Genomic DNA, 18,154 nt, shown 5'->3' with positions numbered 1-18,154 from the left:
TCACGCTAAAAATTATATCTAAGGAGAAAAAATGTATAAAAAAATTCTTACTTATGCTATAGCTTGCAGCTTTTGTGCTTGTGGTTTTGCTATGATTGTAGACCATGAACCAGTTGCCTTAAAAGCAGTAGCAAAAAGCATAGCTACTAGTGAAACTGCCCCTTATGATTGTAAGGCGCTAGGAAATATCGAAGGAAATGATACTATAACATTAAGTGGTGGGGCTAGTCAGTATTTTGAAAGAGGTAGGACCAGTGAATTAAGAGCTGGAGCCATAAATGATTTAAAAAATAATGCTTTAGATGTTATAGGTAAAAATGCTAGTAATAAAAGAATAGTACTTTCAATCACTAGCGAGCAAACATTTTGTTCACCTGAATCCATTGCTTGTGTCCCAAATTCAACTAAAGCTTATTCTTAAAAATAGAGGCCACTGTTTTTGATTGTGGCACTAAATAAGACCTTTTAAGGTCTTATTTTCTTTAAAAATATAGCCTTAAACAAATATATTTTAAACAAAAATTTAACATTATCATTTTGCTAAATATTTTGCAAAAATTATTGAAAATTAATTAAATTTTTAAACTTTTTTTTATATTTTTTTGTTATTATCCCTTGATTTTTTACAAAAAAGATAAAGTATATCCTAATTAAATTTTTAAAGGAAAAAAATTGAAAGTATATTTAGATAACAACGCTACTACTATGCTAGACCCACAGGCTTACGAGTTAATGCTACCATTTTTAAAAGAAAATTATGGCAACCCAAATTCCTTACATAGCTTTGGAAGCGATACTCACAAGCCCTTAAAAGATGCTATGGATAAATTATATGCTGGACTTGGAGCAAGTGATTTAGATGATATTATTATAACTTCCTGTGCTACTGAAAGTATTAACTGGGTATTTAAAAGCGTGTATTTTGACTATATCTTAAACAAAGATAGAAACGAAATTATAATAAGTGGCGTAGAACACCCTGCTGTTAGTGCAGCTGCTAATTTTTTAGAAAAATTTGGCGTTAAGCTTATCACTTTACCTGTAAATAATGATGGCATTTCAACGCCTCAAAATTTAAAAGAAGTGATAAGCGATAAAACTGCCCTAGTTAGCGTTATGTGGGCAAATAATGAAACGGGAATGATTTTTAATGTAGATGAAATGGCTAAAATAGCCCATGAAAAAGGGGCTTTATTTCACACAGACGCCACTCAAGCTGTAGGAAAAATAAAGATAATTTTAAAACAAAGCGAGATTGACTTAGCTAGTTTTTCAGCTCATAAATTTCATGGACCAAAGGGAATTGGTGGACTTTTCATTAAAAAAGGCATTAATCTTAGTCCACTTTTACATGGAGGAGAACATATGGCAGGAAGAAGAAGTGGAACCTTAAATGTAGCTGGGATTGTAGCTATGGGAGAGGCCTTAAAAATCGCTACTTCTATGCTAAATTTTGAAGACTCTCACATTAGAAGATTAAGAGATAAACTTGAAGATGCTATTTTAAAAATGCCTGATACTAGCGTGGTTGGCAAGAAAGAAGATAGAATTCCAAATACCATTTTAGCTAGTATTAAAGGCGTTGAAGGCGAGGCTATGCTTTGGGATTTAAATAAAAATGGCATAGCAGCAAGTACGGGTTCAGCCTGTGCTAGTGAGGATTTAGAAAGCAATCCTATAATGAATGCAATCGGGGCTGAAAACGACCTTGCACACACTGCTTTAAGGCTTTCTTTATCGCGTTTTAATACAGAAAGCGAGATTGATTATGCGATTGAAGAGATTAATAAGGCAACGAAGAGATTAAGGGCGATTTCTAGCACTTATGCTTATAACCCGAACAATTACAAAGGATAAATTATGGCTAAAAATAACTTAATAGGTGGTTCTATCTGGGATGAATATTCTCAAAAGGTACAAAACAGAATGAATAATCCCTTACACATGGGTGAATTTAATGAAGAGGATGCTAAAAAGGCTAATGCTAAGCTTATTGTGGCTGATTTTGGGGCTGAAAGCTGTGGGGATGCAGTGAGACTTTTTTGGCTAGTAGATGAAAAAACAGATACTATAATAGATGCGAAATTTAAAAGCTTTGGTTGTGGTACTGCTATTGCAAGTAGCGATACTATGGTTGATTTATGTATAGGAAAAACGGTTGATGAAGCCGTTAAGATAACAAATTTAGACGTGGAATTTGCAATGAGAGATGACCCAAACACCCCTGCTGTGCCACCTCAAAAAATGCATTGTTCTGTTATGGCTTATGATGTTATAAAACAAGCAGCAGCACATTATAAGGGAATTTCTCCCGAGGATTTTGAAGACCAGATTATAGTTTGTGAGTGTGCTAGGGTAAGTTTAGGGACTATTAAAGAGGTAATTAAATTAAATGATTTAAAAAGCGTTGAAGAAATCACTCAATACACAAAGGCAGGGGCGTTTTGTAAGTCCTGTGTAAGACCTGGAGGGCATGAAAAAAGGGATTATTATCTAGTAGATATACTAGCTCAAACTAGGGCTGAAATGGATAAAGAAAGGGTTGAAAAAGCTATAAATTCAGATACCATCTTTGATGATATGACCCTTGTTGGACAATTAAAGGCCGTTGAAAATATCCTAGATACCGAAGTTCGCCCTATGTTGCAAAATGATGGAGGTGATATGGAAGTAATTGACATACAAAAGGCAACCGATAAGACAATTGACGTTTATATTCGCTACCTTGGAGCTTGTAGTGGGTGTTCAAGTGGAAGTGGTGCTACCTTGTATGCCATTGAGACTATCTTACAAGAAGAATTAAGCCCAAATATTAGGGTAATGCCTGTGTAAATTTTTGCTAAAGCAAGAAATTTTATACCTTGCTTTAGCTTATTCTTACTTCTTTTATTCTCTCTCATTTTTATATTTAAATTTATCACATAATTTAGCCCCTTGTAAATTTAAAAATTTTAAAAAGCTTTTTAGCAAAATTTTGCAATAATATCTCCTTTGGTTCCGTAGCTCAGCTGGTAGAGCACCACCTTGACATGGTGGAAGTCGTTGGTTCAAGTCCAATCGGAGCCACCATTATTTTAATTTATAACAACATAAAACATATAAAAAATAAAGGGAACAAAATGGCAAAAACAATATATGAAATTTTTGATAAAGAAGATACAAAAAGTTTAGCTCAAATAAATGAAAAAGACATTAAATGGCTAAATAATCGTATTAAAGAGCGTATAGGGGGAGAGGTTAGGCATTGAATGTATCATTCGTGGCAAAATGATGATGGAGATTATTTTAAATTAACACCCGAAGAAATAGTTAGACAACATTATGCACATATGCTGATAGAAACTTACAATTATACAAAAGAACAAATTATATTTAAAACACCAGTTCTCTTTGCTGAAAAATCAAAGATAAGAGAAAAAAGAACAGATATTATTGTATTAGATAAATACGATAGAAACAAAATAAATTTACTCATAGAAGTAAAACGACCTAATGAACAAATGAAATCATATTGCAGTCAACAAAATCCAAAAATAGGTGTAATTGCAAATGGCGATAATCTACTTAAATTTTATGCATTTCCCTATTTTAATGAAGAACTCGGTATAGATAAATTTCCTAAAAATGGTGAAGATTTAAACGAATGGATGTAAAATCACAGATTTACATTAAAACAACTTATATTCAATGACAGACTGAAAAACGAAATATTAAAAGATATTATTTTAAATGTAGAACAAAGATTTTGTGCAAATGAACCAAGTGAAAAAGCCTTTGATGAAATTTTTAAACTTATTTTTATCAAATTATACGATGAAATTCAATCGAGTTCAGATGCTGATAGAATTGCAATTGGGATAAATGACTATGGAAAGGTGCTTGAAGAAATAAATGATACTGATTTTAGAGTAATGGAATTTAGAATGAAGACACACTAAATGAAATATATAGAAAATTTAGTGATTTATTTAAAAAAGCAAATGATAAATGGCAAGGTGTATTTCCTAAAAATTCTATCATAGATATGCAACATGCTACATTAAAATCTTGCATAAAAGAATTGCAAAATGTCAAACTTTTTAATTCGAACCTTGATATAGTCGATGAAGCATTTGAACATTTAGTTAATAAAAATCAAAAAAGCGATATGGGGCAATATTTTACTCCAAGATATGTAATTGATATGTGTAAAAATGTTAAATCCAAAATCAACTGAAACAATGATAGATACAGCTTGTGGTAGCTGTGGTTTTCCCATGCATACTATCTTTTATGTTTGGAAACAGCTAAATCCTAAAACTTATAATTTGTTTACAACTAGAACAAGGACTGCTGATGAGCTTGAATATGCCATTAATAAAATAGTCGGTATTGATTTTAGTGAAAAATCTGTTAGAGTAAGCAGAATGTTAAATATCATCGCAGGTGATGGACAAACAAATGTAGTTGAATTAAATACACTAGATTATACTAATTGGAAAAAATCATACCAAAATGAAAAATGGAGAGAAAGATATAATAAAGGTTTTGTCAAACTTTCTAATATGAGTGCAAATCCGATGGCAAACAATGATAATGAAAAATTTAAATCATTTAATTTTGATATTTTGATGGCAAATCCACCTTTTGCATGCGATATTAACAATAAAGAACAACTTGAAATTTATGATTTAAGCTACAATTCAAATGAAGAATTAAAAAAGAAAATAGGTAGAGATATTTTATTTATAGAAAGAAATTTAAATTTTTTAAAACCAGGTGGGCGTATGGCAATTGTTTTGCCACAAGGCATATTTAATAATACTAATGATGAATATTTGCGTAATTATATTGCTGATAAATGTAGAATACTTGCGGTAATAGGATTGCACGAAAATACTTTTAAACCACATACTGCACCAAAAACTAATATTTTATTCATACAAAAATGGACTGATGAAAAGTGTGGTTTTCCAAATATTTGCCCAAAATTATCTAATAATGATTATCCTATATTTTTTGCTACCATGCAAGAACCTAGTAAAAATAATTCAGGAGACAAAATATATGGTAGTGAAAATTACGTTAGAAATACTATCTATACTTATGAAACAAAAAATATTTATACAAATAAGAAAGATAAAAGACAAATATTAAAAAAAGAGTATGATAACTTAGTAGATAAAAAAAGTTACAATCAAAAAATCAAAACAATTACAACAATAAAATATAGAACCGATAATAATAAAGAATTAATTATCAAAGATAATTTTATAACTAAATTTAGAAAACTAGATTTACACAAAAAATGGATTTTAAAAAATAGTAATTTTAAAAAAATAGATAACCAAAATAATAAAACAATCAGTATTGAAGAATATTTGAAACTTAATAAAGATGAAAAATTAAATATGAAGAAATTCCTATTATTGGCTTAAATACCAAAATACCTATTGATCTAGACAAATATAATATGCTAGATAAAGAAACTCAAAAATATTATCTAATAGCTGAAGAAATTACTGAAATAACCGAGCGTATTAAAGATACACTTGGGCATATTTTTGTAAAACATGATTTATTTAACCATGACCCAAATATGATTAATCTAAATCCAAATAACATTTATAGTAAAGATGGTATAGCAAAAGCTTTTATAGAATTTGCAAAAGCACAAAATTTGAGTTTTTGAAGTGAAAAATGATTTTAGAAAATTTATTAAATAGCAAATTGCCAAGTTATAGAATTGTAAACTTTAAAGATAGCTTTAAAATATGCAAACCTAGAAAATAATTAAAAACTATAAGAATGGTTTTATAACTTTACAAGATAATGAAATAATTAATGCGAATTTTACTCCAAACAATGATGAATATTATAGATATATTGAACTTGCAAATATTATGTCAAATGGTGAAATAGATGAACCTAAAATGACTTTGGGTAAAGATTTACCAAGCAGAGCTAGAAGAATTGTAAAAAGTGGTGATTTAATTATTTCATCAATAGAAGGTTCGCTTTCAAAATGTGCAATTATCACTGATTAATTTAATGATTGTTTAGTTTCTGCTGGATTTTATATAATTCGTTCAAATCGAATCAATAATGCAACTCTTTTTATTTTATTTAAAATGAATTTTTTCAAGAATATCTAAAAAAATTTCCAAGTGAAACTATACTTGCTGCGATAAATAAAAATGAATTAAAAAAGATTTTAATTCCAAACTTTGAACAAGAATTACAAGCTAAATATCAAAATATTTTTGAACAAATTTTAAAACTAAGAAAAGATGGAAAAGAATTATTGAAAAACACAGAAGTAGAACTAAAGAATAATGTTTTATAGAGTAATAAATAATACTTTTTGAGTTTTAATTCAATAATTTATTAAAAAACCAAATTTAAGTAAATTTCAAGTTTTTATTGAACCAATTTCATAAAACTTAAGTAATTTAAAGTATTTTCATTTGCTTAAAAATACTCTCATAAGTTTTAAGGCTTTCTTTTTTAAAATTTTCAAGTTTGCTAAAATTTGGCTTTTTATTAGAATTAAAATTTTCAATAATAATTTGAAAAAAATCACTATCAAGGCTTACACAATACTCGCTCATGTCAATGCTTTTAAAAAGATAATTTATGCGATTTAAAGTGCTTATGGCTGTTAATTTGTAATTTATATTTCCTATGCAAGAATGAAACCTAGAAGTAATGCTAAATAAAGAATTCTTATAAATAGAAAATAAAATTTGAGTGCCTTTAAAGCCTTGTAAAACAGGGGCTATTATAAAATTTTTACGCACTAAATAATCATCTTTCAAAAAATCAAAAAAAATTTAAAAAATCCATTAAATCATCGTATAAATGGAGTACAAAAACAATTTTTATGCCATTTTTTACAAAAAAAGTTTTTTTGAATTGCTTAAAATATAAGTTTATATCGCAATTTTTTGATAGCTGACTTTGTGCTATATTAATGGCTATGTAGCTTTCTTTTTCTAGCTTAAAAGTATCCTTTGAACTTTCAAAGAAAGAACCATTATCTAAAATTTCTGCTATTTTTTTAAAACAATCATCGTTAAAAGTATTTGATAAAAATTTCTTTAGAAAAATCATTTTTTAAAGCAAGGTAAATATTAGAATTATCAAAAAGACTTAAATAAAATTGCTTTGCCTTTTTTTAAATTTAATGGAATTTGCGAGTGCATACCCATGCTTGTTATGAAAAATGGAAATTTTATCTTTTTTATTAAACTTGGGCTTAGTGCTAGTGTGTTAGCACTTGGTGATTTTTTTAAATTAGAATCTAAAAATCCACCCAACGATAACTGCATCAAATGAGTTTATATGATTAATAAAGCTATCATCCCAAAAAAAGCTTATCTTTGTGAGTATAATTTTCATAAAATCTTCTCATTTCTAAATTTACTAACTCACATTTAACTCCTAGTTTTTTTTAATATATTGTAAAAACCAAAATGCGAAACATTGTTGCCAATATTTCCCATAAAAGAAGCTATGTGAAGTATTTTTATTATGTTGTATTTTTTTTGAAAGAAAATTTATAAAAATTAAAGATATTAAGAAGAAAAATCAGCAAGAAATTCTTGCTGATTTTGGGTTACATCATGCCACCCATGCCACCCATTCCTCCCATGCCACTCATATCAGGCATAGCAGGTTTTTCTTCTTTAATCTCGCTAATAGTAGCCTCAGTAGTTAGAAGCATACTTGCAACAGAAACTGCGTTTAAAAGTGCTATTCTTTCAACCTTTACAGGATCAATTATACCAGCACTAAACATATCTACATACTCACCCTTTGCAGCGTCAAAACCGATATTTTCATCCTTTGAATTTTCAACGCTATTTACAACAACGCCAGCATCAAAACCAGCATTTTCTGCAATTTGTCTTAAAGGAGCTTTTAGTGCCCTTTCTACGATATTTGCACCAATTAACTCATCGCCTTGTAAAGATAAGTTTATCTTAGCCTTAGCCTTGATAAAGGCAGCGCCCCCACCTATTACAATGCCTTCTTCAACGGCTGCCTTTGTAGCACTTAGGGCATCATCAACCCTATCTTTTTTCTCTTTCATTTCAGTTTCAGTAGCAGCCCCAACCTTAATCAAAGCAACGCCACCACTTAATTTTGCTAGTCTTTCCTGCAATTTTTCCTTATCATAATCGCTTGTAGTTTCTGCAATTTGTGCCTTTATTTGAGTGATTCTTGCATCTATATTGCTTTTTTCACCAGCCCCATTTACTATAGTTGTGTTATCTTTGTCAATAATTACGCTTGATGCTTGTCCTAAGTCTTGTAAGGTAGCACTTTCAAGGGTTCTTCCTAACTCTTCTGCTAATACCTCGCCACCTGTTAAAATAGCTATATCTTCAAGCATAGCCTTTCTTCTATCACCAAAGCCAGGTGCCTTAACCGCAGAAATATTTAAAATTCCACGCAATTTATTTACAACCAAGGTAGCCAAGGCCTCGCCTTCAATGTCTTCTGCTATAATTAAAAGTGGCTTTCCTGTCTTTTGAATTTGTTCTAGCACAGGTAAAAGGTCCTTTAAATTTGTAATCTTTTTATCAAAAAGTAATATATAAGGATTTGATAATTCTACTATCATTTTTTCTGCATTAGTGATAAAATAAGGGCTTAAATAACCTCTATCAAATTGCATACCCTCAACAACGCTTAACTCATCGTTAATTGATTTTGCCTCTTCAACGGTTATAACGCCGTCTTTTCCTACTTTTTCCATAGCATCAGCAATTAATGCCCCAATTTTTTCATCAGAATTTGCTGAAATTGTCGCAACTTGTGCGATTTCTTTTTTATCTTTTACTTCTCTTGAAAGCTTTTGAAGTTCATTAACAATGGCCTCGCAAGCCTTATCCATACCTCTTTTAACCTCTATAGGATTAGCCCCAGCAGTGATATTTCTTAAACCTTCTTTAAAAATAGCATGGGCTAAAACAGTGGCTGTTGTAGTACCATCTCCAGCCTGATCAGCTGTCTTACTAGCAACCTCTCTAACAAGAGAAGCACCCATATTTTCAAGATTGTCTTTTAATTCTACTTCTTTTGCTACGCTTACACCATCCTTAGTAATGCTTGGCGTACCAAAACTTTTTTGAATCAAAACATTTCTTCCTCTTGGTCCCATAGTAACTTTTACAGCGTCATTTAGTTTTTGAACGCCGTTATAAAGTTGATTCCTTGCTTCATCTGAAAAAATAATTTCTTTTGCCATTTTTTATCCTTTATTTTAAAATTCCTAAAACATCGTCTAAATTTAGTACCAAGTAATCTTGGTTATCTAGCTTTATCTCAGTACCACCATATTTAGCAAATACTACCTTATCTTTATCTGCAATCTCACTTACTTCCTTGCTTACAGCAACAACTTCACCTATTAAAGGTTTTTCTTTAGCATTATCTGGTATAATTATGCCAGAAGCTGTTGTATTAGTTTCTTCAACGCGTTTTACTAAAATGCGTTTTCCTAAGGGTTGAAAATTCATTTTGTCCGTCCTTAAAATTTGTGATTTTTTAGCACTCTTTATTTTTGAGTGACAAAATCATACTATAAAAAATGAATTTTGTCAATACTTTAAAGAAAAATATTTATAAAACTTTAGTCCATTAAGCTAAATATACTTTATAAATGAAACTATAAGGAGATGAAATGAAAAAAATACTTTACGCCCTTTTAGCCCTTTTTATAGTGCTTTTAATAGCCCTTTATACTATACTTTTTACTACTTTTGGTAATAATATCATAGCAAACATAGCACAAGATAAGGCAAAAATGGCAGGTCTTGATTTAAATATAAGTGAGTTTAAACTTCGTACTTCAAGTCTAAGCTTAAATGCTAAATTAGCAAATTTACTTGATATTAATCTAAATGGGGATATAAGCATTTTTTCTTTAAAATTTAATCTTTCTTATTTGCTTAGTTTTGATAAAGATAATGCTAAAAATTTGGGCTTAAACCTTGATAAAAACATTGATTTTAATGGGTCTATTGTTGGAAAGTTAAGCGATTTTAATGTAGACGGCGAGGGTTTGTTGATTGGTTCTAATACAAAGCTAGATACTAGAATTTACAAATATAGCCCTATAGCTTTAAAAATCGATGCTAATAATCTTAAAATAGAAAAGCTATTAAGCTTGCTTTCTAAGCCTAACTATGCAAATGGGGTACTTGATATTAATGCTAACATTGTAGCTAATAATCTACAACCTGATGGCAGTGCTGTCATAAAACTTAATACAACTAGTATAAACTATGTAAAAATTAAAGAAGATTTTAATATCACCTTGCCTAAAAATTCAAATCCAAAGGCTGAAATTAATGCTAATATTAAGGATAATAAGATAAATATACTTAGTAAAATTTATAACGATTATCTAAATTTTCAAACGCAAAATACAGATTATGATTTAGCAAATTCTACTTTAAATAGTGATTTTTCTTTACAAATTCCAAATTTAGCTAAACTTGAAAGCCTTACAAAAACAAAATTAAATGGGAATTTAAACATAAATGGGGATTTAAGTTTGCAAAATAATACCTTAACTAATTTAAATGTAAATATTAATGGACTTGGCAGAAAGGCAGAGGCTAGTTTAAAGGATAGTATTTTAAATGTTTTATTAGAACAAATTAGCCTTGATAAGCTTTTAGGCATTATAGGTTATGGAAATTTAGCTACTGGAGTCTTAAATGCAAATTTACAAAGTATTGGACTTGATTTTCAAAATTTCAATGCGAAAGCAGATGTTAAAAATGGCAAGCTTAATTCTAATGGACTTAAAGAGTTTATAGGGCTTGAATTTCCAAGTATGAGTTTTAACCTTGATGCAAATGCTAAGGCAAATAAAGGACTTATTGATTATGAAGCTGTTATTAGTTCAAATTTATTAAATATAAAAGAATTTAAAGGCTCTTATGACTTAAATTCAATGGTCTTAAAATTTAACACACAAGCAAATATTGATGATTTATCTAAGATTAATAATAATATTAAGGGGGCTCTTAGTTTAAATGCAAATGGTGATATTGCAAATAATGAAATAAAAAGCTTAAATGCAAAAGCAGTAATTGCAGATGGGGTCTTAAATATAAACTCAAACGGAAAAACCCTTGATTTAGAAGCTAGTAAACTTGATATAACAAAGATTTTAAGCATTATAGGAATGCCAACTTATGCAAGTGGGTCTTTAAATGCAAAGGCAAATTTAACAAGCCTTGATTTTAATAATTTAAATGGCAATGCAGACATTAAGGCAAATGGTCTTTTAAATGCTAGTGTTTTAAGCAAGTTATTAGATAAAAAATTTCCCAGCAATACAAATTATGATTTAAATGCTAAAATCACCCTTAAAAACTCTCTTGCAAATTTTGAAAGTGTGTTAAATACTGATTTAGCAAAGATGAGTAACTTGAATGGTTCTTTTGATTTAAATAAAATGCTTTTAAACTCAACTTATAAATTAAATATTAGCGATTTATCAAAGCTTGGTTTTTTACTTGATAGAAAATTAAGTGGAAAGCTTGATTTAAATGGAAAGTTAAATTTCAATAAAAGCCTTGATTTAACAGCAATGAGTGACAATTTTTATCAAGGAAAGCTAGATTCAAACTTAAAAAATAATATCATAAATGCTAAGCTTGAAAATGTTGATTTTTCAAGTTTGGCTAAGGGTTTTGATTTTACTGATATTTATGAGAGTAAGGCAAATGCAAATGCAACTTATAACTTAAACACTCAAAAAGGAGAGGTTAGCTTAAATTTAAATAATGGAAAGCTTAAAAAAAGTACCATTACAAATGCCTTAAATATCATTATATCAAAGGATATTACAACAGATGTTTATCATACTGCTAACGCAAATGCAAATATTAATAAAAGCAATATTAGCTTTAATCTTAATATGAAGGCTGATAGAAGTGATATAGTTATAAATTCTGGCAAAATCAACACAGATAGTGGGTCTTTGAATATTCCATTTAGTGCTAAGATTGACAGGGCTGATTTTAATGGTTCTATAACAGGAACTACTCAAAATCCTAAGATTAGCCTAGATACTTCAAGCATAGCAAAGACTATTACTAATGTAATTACTGATTCTACAAAGTCTAATACTAAGGAATTAAAAGAAGAGATTGGTAAGAGTGTTGATAAATTGCTTAAAAAGCTATTTTAAAGGCTAGTAATGTTTAATGGACTTATAAGAGAGATTGCTAAAGTTAAATCTTATCAAAATAATATTTTAAGCTTAAAGGCTAAACATAGACCAAATTTGGGCGATAGCATAGCAGTAAATGGGGCTTGTTTAAGCGTGATAAAGCTTGAAAAAGATGGCTTTTTGCTTGAACTTTCAAAAGAAAGTAGAAACAACCTAGCCACTGAAAATTTAAAAGATAGGGTGCATATAGAACCAGCCCTTAGATTTGGCGATAGAATAGATGGGCATTTAATGCAGGGTCATATTGATTTTATAGGAATTTTAGCTAAGATTAAAAAAAATGAAAATGGGGTAGATTTTTTTATAAACTTGCCAGATAAGGCCATGAATTTTATGGGACATAAGGGAAGTATTGGCATTGATGGAGTTAGCCTTACTATAAATGAAATTTTACATAATCAAATAAGACTTACAATTATTCCTATTAGCTTTAAAGAAACTTTATTTAATGAGTATAAAATAGGACGCAGAATTAATATAGAAAGTGATTTACTATCCCGTTATATTTACGCACAGATACATAAAAAAAAGGAACTTTCATGGGAAGAGATAGAAAAAATTTCTTATCTTTATTAGATAATGATAAAGTTGGCGTATTTTGTGCCTTTGATAAGGATTATAGTGTTTTTAGGGGTAAAAAATGCGAAGAAAATATTTTTAAAGAATACACCCCAAATATTAAAAAATGTATTTTTATGGACCAAATTCACTCAAATATAGTTCAATTTTTAGATGAAAATCTAAGTCAAAGCGATGGCTTAATAGGCACTGAAAAAAATATGGCACTTTGCGTTTTAAGTGCTGATTGTTTGCCTTTGTTATTGTGGCATGAAAGTGGAATTATAGCAGGACTTCATGCTGGAAGAAAGGGCTGTTTTGATGATATTTTAGGAGTTTGCCTTGAAAAAATTTATAAAAAATATCCAAATTTAGATAATAATAACTTTCACCTTTTCATAGGACCTTCAATTTGTGTTAAGCATTATGAGATAAATGGGCAGGTTTTAGACTTTACTAAGCAAAATTTTAAAGATTTTTTAAATGAAAATTACTTAAATTTACAGGTCTTAATTAAAAAAAAGGCAAAAGAATATGGAATTTTGAATATAAAAGATAGTGAAATTTGCACCTTTGAAAATGAGAATTTTCCCTCATATAGAAAGGATAAAACCCAAACTCGTTTTGCAAGTGTTATTTATTTAAAGGCTTAAAAATGTATGAAACGAAGGATTTAAAGATACTTAAAATCATTCAAAAGGCAAGGGAATTTGCAGATAGTGATTTATTAAACGAACAATTTGTAAGCCATTTATTACAAAAGGATTTAAGTAAGTTAAGTAGCGAAGAAGAAGATGAGATTATGCGAATTTTAAACTCTATTATCAACTCCAAAGATGAGGCTTTATTAAGTAAGGGATAAAAAATGGTATTAGAATTTAATTTTGAATATGTAAGCGATAATGATATTTTTGAATATTTACTTTATTTTTATGCAAAAAATTATATTTTTGATTTAGAAAAAAAGAATAATACTTATATTTTTAAAATCAAGGGCAAAGAAGAAGAATTAACTAAATTTTGCCAAAGTTTAAATAGTATTAGCACCAGTGTATTTTTAAGGAATTTTAGCGTTAATGAAGGGCAAGATTTTAAAGAAAAAACTCATAAAAAAGAATTTAGCATTTTTCCTTATTTAACGCAGTTAAATGCAAGTGCTTATTTAGAAAAAAATATTTTAATAGAAAACGAATGGGGGATATTTTGCGAGCTTGAATTTTCATTAAATAACGAATTTATAAAGCTTAACAAAGAAAATTTTAACCAGTGTTTAGAAAATGCCTTAAATGCATTAAATAACAATGAAAAAATTTATCTTAAAAATACTAGAGGAATTTACGAAGTAAGCTTACTTCAAAATTATGATTTTAAAGATGAAAACAGCTTTTTAATGGCTTGTGATATAAATACTATAAATTCAGTCTTTTCTTGTTCAAATGAGAGTTTAAAACTACTTGCAAGTATTGAAAAACCTTTGATAAAATTAAAATTTAATGCCCTTTTTAGACAAAAATATAAAATAGAAATTAAAGAATTTAAACTTAAACTAAGTCAAAATTTATTTAGCTTTGTTTTAGGACAAAGATTAACCAAACTTGGCTTTAATTTTATGCTTGTTAAAAAGATTGAAACCTTTGAGAATGACTTTGAGTTAATGGCTATAAATGATGGTATTTTAATTATTAAGGGCTTTGAATTTATCAATCAAAAGGCAAAGGAATTAATTTTTAGCAAAGAAGATAAAAATATGACTAGAATTTCTTATATTTTGTCTAAATTTAACAATCCTTTTTTAATAGAATTATCCCAAGAATTTGATGATATTTTATTAATCAATAAAAAAAATAATATCTTAAAGATTAACTTGCCAAATAATAGCGATGAAATTTATAAAATATTAAAAAGTGATGAAATTTCAAGCAAACTTTTAAATAATTACAAAAATGCCTTTTTATTGCCTAATGAAAGTTTTAATTGCAAAAATAACTTTTTTTCTCTTTTTTGCATTATAGCTAGGTTTTTGCATTTAGATAATGATTTTTTAAGGGCCGGTAATATCTTTTTAAATATAGCTTCAAATTCAAGGTTAATGCGTGGGGTTAAGATTGATTTTAAGGCTGAAAACGGCGTTTTTAATTATATTTTTACACTTCGTTCTATGATGAGTTATAAATTAGCCGGTGTAAATGATGAAAATATCATTTATGGAACTATTGAAAGCCTAGCTTATTTTTTAAGGGATTTAAACGATGATTTATTTGAGAAAAAATTAATAGATGAAACAATACTTAGTGGCTCACTTTTTGAGTGCAAGCCCTTATTAAGAGAGAGTTTAAAGCATGTTAGGAAATCTCAACTAAGCTATGTACCAACAAGAATCTTTTAAAATAGAAATTGCAGGTTTAGTACAAGGCGTAGGTTTTCGCCCCTTTGTTTATAAACAAGCTAAAAAATTAAAAATAAAGGGCGAGGTTTATAATGATGGCTTTGGGGTGATAATAAAAATGAATTGTACTAAAAAAATACTAAATAAATTTATAAAAAAGATATATAAAAACCTGCCCCCTCTTGCTAGAATTGATAGCTTAGAGGTTAAAAACTCAAATTTTTTAAATTATGAAAAATTTATTATCACTTCTTCAAAGCAAAATATCAAAACTACGCCCCTACTAAGTGATTTTAGTATTTGTAAGGCTTGTAAAAAAGAATTTTTTGATAAAAAAAATCCTAGATTTTCTTATCCTTTTATCACTTGTACTCATTGTGGGCCAAGATTTAGCATTATTAAAAATTTGCCCTATGATAGAAAAAATACGAGCATGACTAACTTTAAAATGTGTGATTTTTGTAAAAATGAGTATGAAGACCCTAAAAATCGACGCTTTCATGCCCAACCCTTAAGCTGTCCTAAGTGCAAAATTAACACTTATTTAAAAGATAAAAAACAAGAAATTTTAGCAAATAATAAAAAGGCCTTTAAAGAAGTAGCAAGGCTTTTAAGACAAGGAAAAATAATCGCTATTAAGGGAATGGGTGGCTTTCATTTAATGTGTGATGCCTTAAATGAAAATGCCTTAAAAGAACTTAGACTTAGAAAAAATAGACCACTAAAGCCCTTTGCTCTAATGTGTAAAAATATCAAAATGGCAAAAAAACTTGCCCTTATTAAAGGGGCTGAAAAAAAGGCCTTAAAATCAAATATCTCCCCCATTGTGATTTTACAAAAAAAGCTTATAAAAAATGATTTAATAGCCCCAAATAGCAATAAAATAGGCATAATGTTAGCCTATACCCCTCTTCATTTATTGCTTTTTAAATATTTTAAAAATCCTTTGATTGCTACGAGTGCAAATTTAAGTGGTGAAAGCATTATTTTTAATGAAGAAAAACTGCTTGAAAAATTAGATAAAATTTTTGATTTTTACCTAGATTATGACAGAGATATTATAAATTCAAGTGATGATTCAATAGTTCAAATTTATGATAATAAAATGCAATTTTTACGCACTTCAAGGGGGGTTAATCCCTATTATATAGACCTTAAAAACAATATAAATAAAAATATTTTAGCCCTTGGGGCTGAGTTAAAAAATCAATTTTGTATATTTTATGATAAAAAGCTTATAATTAGCCCTTATATAGGGGATTTAAAAAACATTGATTGCTATGATAGAATGAAAAAATTACTAGACTTTTTTACCACTCATTATAATTTAAAATTTGATTATTTTCTAGCTGATAAACACCCAAATTTTCATTATACAAAGGATTTTAAAAACGCAGTTAAAATTTCTCACCATTACGCACATTTTTGTGCAACTTATTTTGAGTTTAAACTTTGTAACAAAGCACTTGGTTTTATCTTTGATGGTACTGGTTATGGGGACGATAAACAAATTTGGGGAGGAGAGATTTTTTATGGCGATATAAAAGAATATGAAAGAATAACGCATTTTGAATATTTTAAATTAATAAATAGCGATATTAAAAAGATATCAAATTTAGCCCTAAGTCTTATTTGGCACTATAACTTAGAAAATTTAGCATCTTCTTTTTTAAATAATTTTAATAATACAAATTTACAAAATCTAAAAAAAATTTATAATAATTCCACGCTTACTACTTCATCGCTTGGCCGTATAATAGATGGTTTTACAGCCATTTTATTTAATATTCAAAATCTAAGTTTTGAGGCTCAAATGGGACTTTTACTTGAAAAATATTACGATAAAAAGCTAAATTTTGCCTATGATTTTTATATAGAAAATGGTGTTATCAATTTTAAAGAGGCTATAAAGGGGGCCTTAATTCATGATAAAACAAAGGCAAGTACAGGCTTTTTAAATGGCTTAGCTAAGTTTATAATACAATATAGTAAAAATTATGATTGTGAAGTTATTTTAAGCGGTGGAGTTTTTCAAAATAAGACCTTACTTGAAATTTTAACTCGCTTAAATTTTAAGTTTTTAACCCCCTTAAAATTCCCTTGTAACGATAGTTCAATAGCACTTGGGCAAATGGTTCATTTTTTACATACGCTTAACTAGTTTTTAAAGCTTTTATGTTAAGATATGCAAATTTTTTAAAAAGGATAAACAATGTGTAAGGATTGTGGCTGTTCTTTGGAAAATCATCACCACCACGACAATAATCATCGTCACCACGAGCATAATCACCACGCACACCCTAGCTTAAACGAGGCAAGTAGTGTGGCAGTGTTAAGTAAAATTCTAAGTAAAAACGATGAAGAAGCAAGGCATAATAGAGAGCATTTCAACGAAAATAACATTCTTTGCATAAATTTAATGAGTTCAGCAGGAAGTGGCAAAACTACCTTACTAGAAAGCACAATTCATGCCTTAAAGGATGAATTTAATATCTGCGTTATAGAAGGGGATTTAGAGACAAATAACGATGCAAATAGGATTATAAAAGCAGGGGCAAAGGCTTATCAAATCACTACCGGACAAAGTTGTCACCTAGATGCCTTTATGGTTCACAACGGGCTTCACCATTTAGAATTAGATAAAAATTGCGACTTACTTTTTATTGAAAATGTTGGGAATTTAGTTTGCCCTGCAAGTTATGATTTAGGACAACATTTAAATGTGGTGCTTTTAAGTGTAACAGAGGGCAGTGATAAACCTGCAAAATATCCTGTAATGTTTAGAAAGGCTGATTTAGTTATCATTGCTAAGGCTGATTTAGCACAATATTTTGACTTTGATATAAAAGAAGCAAGTAAATATATAAAAGAATTGAGCCCAAGGGCTGATATTATAGTGCTTGATGCTAAAAATGGTACAAATTTAGAACTTTGGTATAAGTTTTTGCGTTTAAAAAGAGAGCTTTTTTAAA

The 18,154-nt window shown here is 28.8% G+C and carries 20 protein-coding genes and 1 tRNA gene; 17 read left to right on the top strand and 4 right to left on the bottom strand.

What is annotated here, in order from left to right; translation table 11 throughout:
* The first annotated feature begins 31 nt into the window (after positions 1-31).
* The 10 genes from FMM58_RS00200 (at position 32) to FMM58_RS08555 (ending at position 6,026) form a co-directional block, all read left to right on the top strand.
* The gene (locus FMM58_RS00200) at positions 32-421 is read left to right on the top strand and encodes a DUF4156 domain-containing protein (protein WP_150180246.1); all 390 of its coding nucleotides are present in this window, start codon (positions 32-34) and stop codon (positions 419-421) included.
* A 251-nt stretch (positions 422-672) separates the two neighbouring features.
* Positions 673-1,857: a NifS family cysteine desulfurase gene (locus tag FMM58_RS00195; RefSeq protein WP_150139267.1), complete on the top strand. Its 1,185-nt coding sequence runs from the start codon at positions 673-675 to the stop codon at positions 1,855-1,857.
* Between the two features lie 3 nt (positions 1,858-1,860).
* Positions 1,861-2,832 carry an iron-sulfur cluster assembly scaffold protein gene (locus FMM58_RS00190; protein WP_150139265.1) on the top strand — a complete coding sequence of 324 codons (972 nt, stop codon included), beginning with the start codon at positions 1,861-1,863 and terminating at the stop codon, positions 2,830-2,832.
* 161 nt (positions 2,833-2,993) lie between these two features.
* Positions 2,994-3,069 (top strand) — tRNA-Val (locus FMM58_RS00185).
* A gap of 50 nt (positions 3,070-3,119) precedes the next feature.
* A complete protein-coding gene (locus FMM58_RS09065) occupies positions 3,120-3,248 on the top strand; it encodes a hypothetical protein (RefSeq protein ID WP_263312591.1) in 129 nt (42 codons plus the stop codon).
* Positions 3,249-3,653 carry a type I restriction enzyme HsdR N-terminal domain-containing protein gene (locus tag FMM58_RS00180; protein ID WP_150150898.1) on the top strand — a complete coding sequence of 135 codons (405 nt, stop codon included), beginning with the start codon at positions 3,249-3,251 and terminating at the stop codon, positions 3,651-3,653.
* A 371-nt stretch (positions 3,654-4,024) separates the two neighbouring features.
* On the top strand, positions 4,025-4,216 hold the full coding sequence (locus FMM58_RS08560; RefSeq protein WP_150179546.1) for a hypothetical protein: 192 nt from the start codon (positions 4,025-4,027) through the stop codon (positions 4,214-4,216).
* Positions 4,194-5,417 (top strand): class I SAM-dependent DNA methyltransferase, encoded by a 1,224-nt coding sequence (locus FMM58_RS00175; RefSeq protein ID WP_150150895.1) that lies wholly within the window; start codon positions 4,194-4,196, stop codon positions 5,415-5,417. The genes FMM58_RS08560 and FMM58_RS00175 overlap by 23 nt, the downstream gene beginning before the upstream one ends.
* 35 nt (positions 5,418-5,452) lie before the next feature.
* Complete coding sequence (locus FMM58_RS00170; RefSeq protein WP_150150892.1) at positions 5,453-5,671, top strand: hypothetical protein; 219 nt, start codon at positions 5,453-5,455, stop codon at positions 5,669-5,671.
* A 211-nt stretch (positions 5,672-5,882) separates the two neighbouring features.
* Positions 5,883-6,026: a hypothetical protein gene (locus tag FMM58_RS08555; RefSeq protein WP_190317909.1), complete on the top strand. Its 144-nt coding sequence runs from the start codon at positions 5,883-5,885 to the stop codon at positions 6,024-6,026.
* A 405-nt stretch (positions 6,027-6,431) separates the two neighbouring features.
* Here FMM58_RS08555 and FMM58_RS00165 read toward each other — a convergent pair whose 3' ends face one another.
* The 4 genes from FMM58_RS00165 to groES form a co-directional block, all read right to left on the bottom strand.
* On the bottom strand, positions 6,432-6,779 hold the full coding sequence (locus tag FMM58_RS00165) for a hypothetical protein (RefSeq protein ID WP_150150889.1): 348 nt from the start codon (positions 6,777-6,779) through the stop codon (positions 6,432-6,434).
* Positions 6,780-6,801: 22 nt separating this feature from the next.
* Positions 6,802-7,092: a hypothetical protein gene (locus FMM58_RS00160; RefSeq protein ID WP_150139253.1), complete on the bottom strand. Its 291-nt coding sequence runs from the start codon at positions 7,090-7,092 to the stop codon at positions 6,802-6,804.
* 505 nt (positions 7,093-7,597) lie between these two features.
* Positions 7,598-9,235 carry a chaperonin GroEL gene (groL, locus tag FMM58_RS00155; protein WP_150139251.1) on the bottom strand — a complete coding sequence of 546 codons (1,638 nt, stop codon included), beginning with the start codon at positions 9,233-9,235 and terminating at the stop codon, positions 7,598-7,600.
* A 10-nt stretch (positions 9,236-9,245) separates the two neighbouring features.
* Complete coding sequence (gene groES / locus FMM58_RS00150) at positions 9,246-9,506, bottom strand: co-chaperone GroES (RefSeq protein ID WP_150139249.1); 261 nt, start codon at positions 9,504-9,506, stop codon at positions 9,246-9,248.
* A gap of 164 nt (positions 9,507-9,670) precedes the next feature.
* Between groES and FMM58_RS00145 the strand changes: the two genes are divergently transcribed.
* Genes FMM58_RS00145 through hypB form a run of 7 tightly spaced genes read left to right on the top strand, consistent with a single transcriptional unit; the run spans position 9,671 to position 18,153 of the window.
* Complete coding sequence (locus FMM58_RS00145; protein ID WP_150150883.1) at positions 9,671-12,196, top strand: hypothetical protein; 2,526 nt, start codon at positions 9,671-9,673, stop codon at positions 12,194-12,196.
* A gap of 9 nt (positions 12,197-12,205) precedes the next feature.
* Positions 12,206-12,814: a riboflavin synthase gene (gene ribE, locus FMM58_RS00140; protein ID WP_150139245.1), complete on the top strand. Its 609-nt coding sequence runs from the start codon at positions 12,206-12,208 to the stop codon at positions 12,812-12,814.
* Complete coding sequence (locus tag FMM58_RS00135) at positions 12,778-13,449, top strand: polyphenol oxidase family protein (RefSeq protein WP_150139243.1); 672 nt, start codon at positions 12,778-12,780, stop codon at positions 13,447-13,449. The genes ribE and FMM58_RS00135 overlap by 37 nt, the downstream gene beginning before the upstream one ends.
* Before the next feature lie 2 nt (positions 13,450-13,451).
* Complete coding sequence (locus FMM58_RS00130; RefSeq protein WP_150139241.1) at positions 13,452-13,658, top strand: hypothetical protein; 207 nt, start codon at positions 13,452-13,454, stop codon at positions 13,656-13,658.
* Between the two features lie 3 nt (positions 13,659-13,661).
* A complete protein-coding gene (locus FMM58_RS00125; protein ID WP_150150880.1) occupies positions 13,662-15,182 on the top strand; it encodes a hypothetical protein in 1,521 nt (506 codons plus the stop codon).
* Positions 15,160-17,343, top strand: coding sequence for a carbamoyltransferase HypF (hypF, locus tag FMM58_RS00120; protein ID WP_150139237.1), 2,184 nt, complete (start codon positions 15,160-15,162; stop codon positions 17,341-17,343). Before FMM58_RS00125 ends, hypF begins: the two co-directional genes overlap by 23 nt.
* Before the next feature lie 51 nt (positions 17,344-17,394).
* Positions 17,395-18,153: a hydrogenase nickel incorporation protein HypB gene (gene hypB, locus FMM58_RS00115; protein WP_150150877.1), complete on the top strand. Its 759-nt coding sequence runs from the start codon at positions 17,395-17,397 to the stop codon at positions 18,151-18,153.
* Position 18,154 lies beyond the last annotated feature (1 nt).

Origin of the sequence: Campylobacter sp. LR291e (genome assembly GCF_008633915.1) — a bacterium.
GTDB lineage: Bacteria > Campylobacterota > Campylobacteria > Campylobacterales > Campylobacteraceae > Campylobacter_D.
The sequence above is the reverse complement of the archived record's forward strand: the minus strand, read 5'-3'. Positions and strand labels throughout refer to the sequence as shown.

Excerpts from the sequence above, each read along its gene's own strand:
- FMM58_RS00130 (WP_150139241.1), top strand. The coding sequence starts at position 13,452 with ATGTATGAAACGAAGGATTTAAAGATACTTAAAATCATTCAAAAGGCA.
- hypB (WP_150150877.1), top strand. The coding sequence starts at position 17,395 with ATGTGTAAGGATTGTGGCTGTTCTTTGGAAAATCATCACCACCACGAC.
- FMM58_RS00160 (WP_150139253.1), bottom strand. The coding sequence starts at position 7,092 with ATGATTTTTCTAAAGAAATTTTTATCAAATACTTTTAACGATGATTGT.
- FMM58_RS00125 (WP_150150880.1), top strand. The coding sequence starts at position 13,662 with ATGGTATTAGAATTTAATTTTGAATATGTAAGCGATAATGATATTTTT.
- groES (WP_150139249.1), bottom strand. The coding sequence starts at position 9,506 with ATGAATTTTCAACCCTTAGGAAAACGCATTTTAGTAAAACGCGTTGAA.
- FMM58_RS08560 (WP_150179546.1), top strand. The coding sequence starts at position 4,025 with ATGCAACATGCTACATTAAAATCTTGCATAAAAGAATTGCAAAATGTC.
- ribE (WP_150139245.1), top strand. The coding sequence starts at position 12,206 with ATGTTTAATGGACTTATAAGAGAGATTGCTAAAGTTAAATCTTATCAA.
- FMM58_RS00175 (WP_150150895.1), top strand. The coding sequence starts at position 4,194 with ATGTTAAATCCAAAATCAACTGAAACAATGATAGATACAGCTTGTGGT.
- FMM58_RS00190 (WP_150139265.1), top strand. The coding sequence starts at position 1,861 with ATGGCTAAAAATAACTTAATAGGTGGTTCTATCTGGGATGAATATTCT.
- groL (WP_150139251.1), bottom strand. The coding sequence starts at position 9,235 with ATGGCAAAAGAAATTATTTTTTCAGATGAAGCAAGGAATCAACTTTAT.
- FMM58_RS08555 (WP_190317909.1), top strand. The coding sequence starts at position 5,883 with ATGTCAAATGGTGAAATAGATGAACCTAAAATGACTTTGGGTAAAGAT.
- FMM58_RS00200 (WP_150180246.1), top strand. The coding sequence starts at position 32 with ATGTATAAAAAAATTCTTACTTATGCTATAGCTTGCAGCTTTTGTGCT.
- hypF (WP_150139237.1), top strand. The coding sequence starts at position 15,160 with ATGTACCAACAAGAATCTTTTAAAATAGAAATTGCAGGTTTAGTACAA.
- FMM58_RS00145 (WP_150150883.1), top strand. The coding sequence starts at position 9,671 with ATGAAAAAAATACTTTACGCCCTTTTAGCCCTTTTTATAGTGCTTTTA.
- FMM58_RS00170 (WP_150150892.1), top strand. The coding sequence starts at position 5,453 with ATGCTAGATAAAGAAACTCAAAAATATTATCTAATAGCTGAAGAAATT.
- FMM58_RS00135 (WP_150139243.1), top strand. The coding sequence starts at position 12,778 with ATGGGAAGAGATAGAAAAAATTTCTTATCTTTATTAGATAATGATAAA.
- FMM58_RS09065 (WP_263312591.1), top strand. The coding sequence starts at position 3,120 with ATGGCAAAAACAATATATGAAATTTTTGATAAAGAAGATACAAAAAGT.
- FMM58_RS00180 (WP_150150898.1), top strand. The coding sequence starts at position 3,249 with ATGTATCATTCGTGGCAAAATGATGATGGAGATTATTTTAAATTAACA.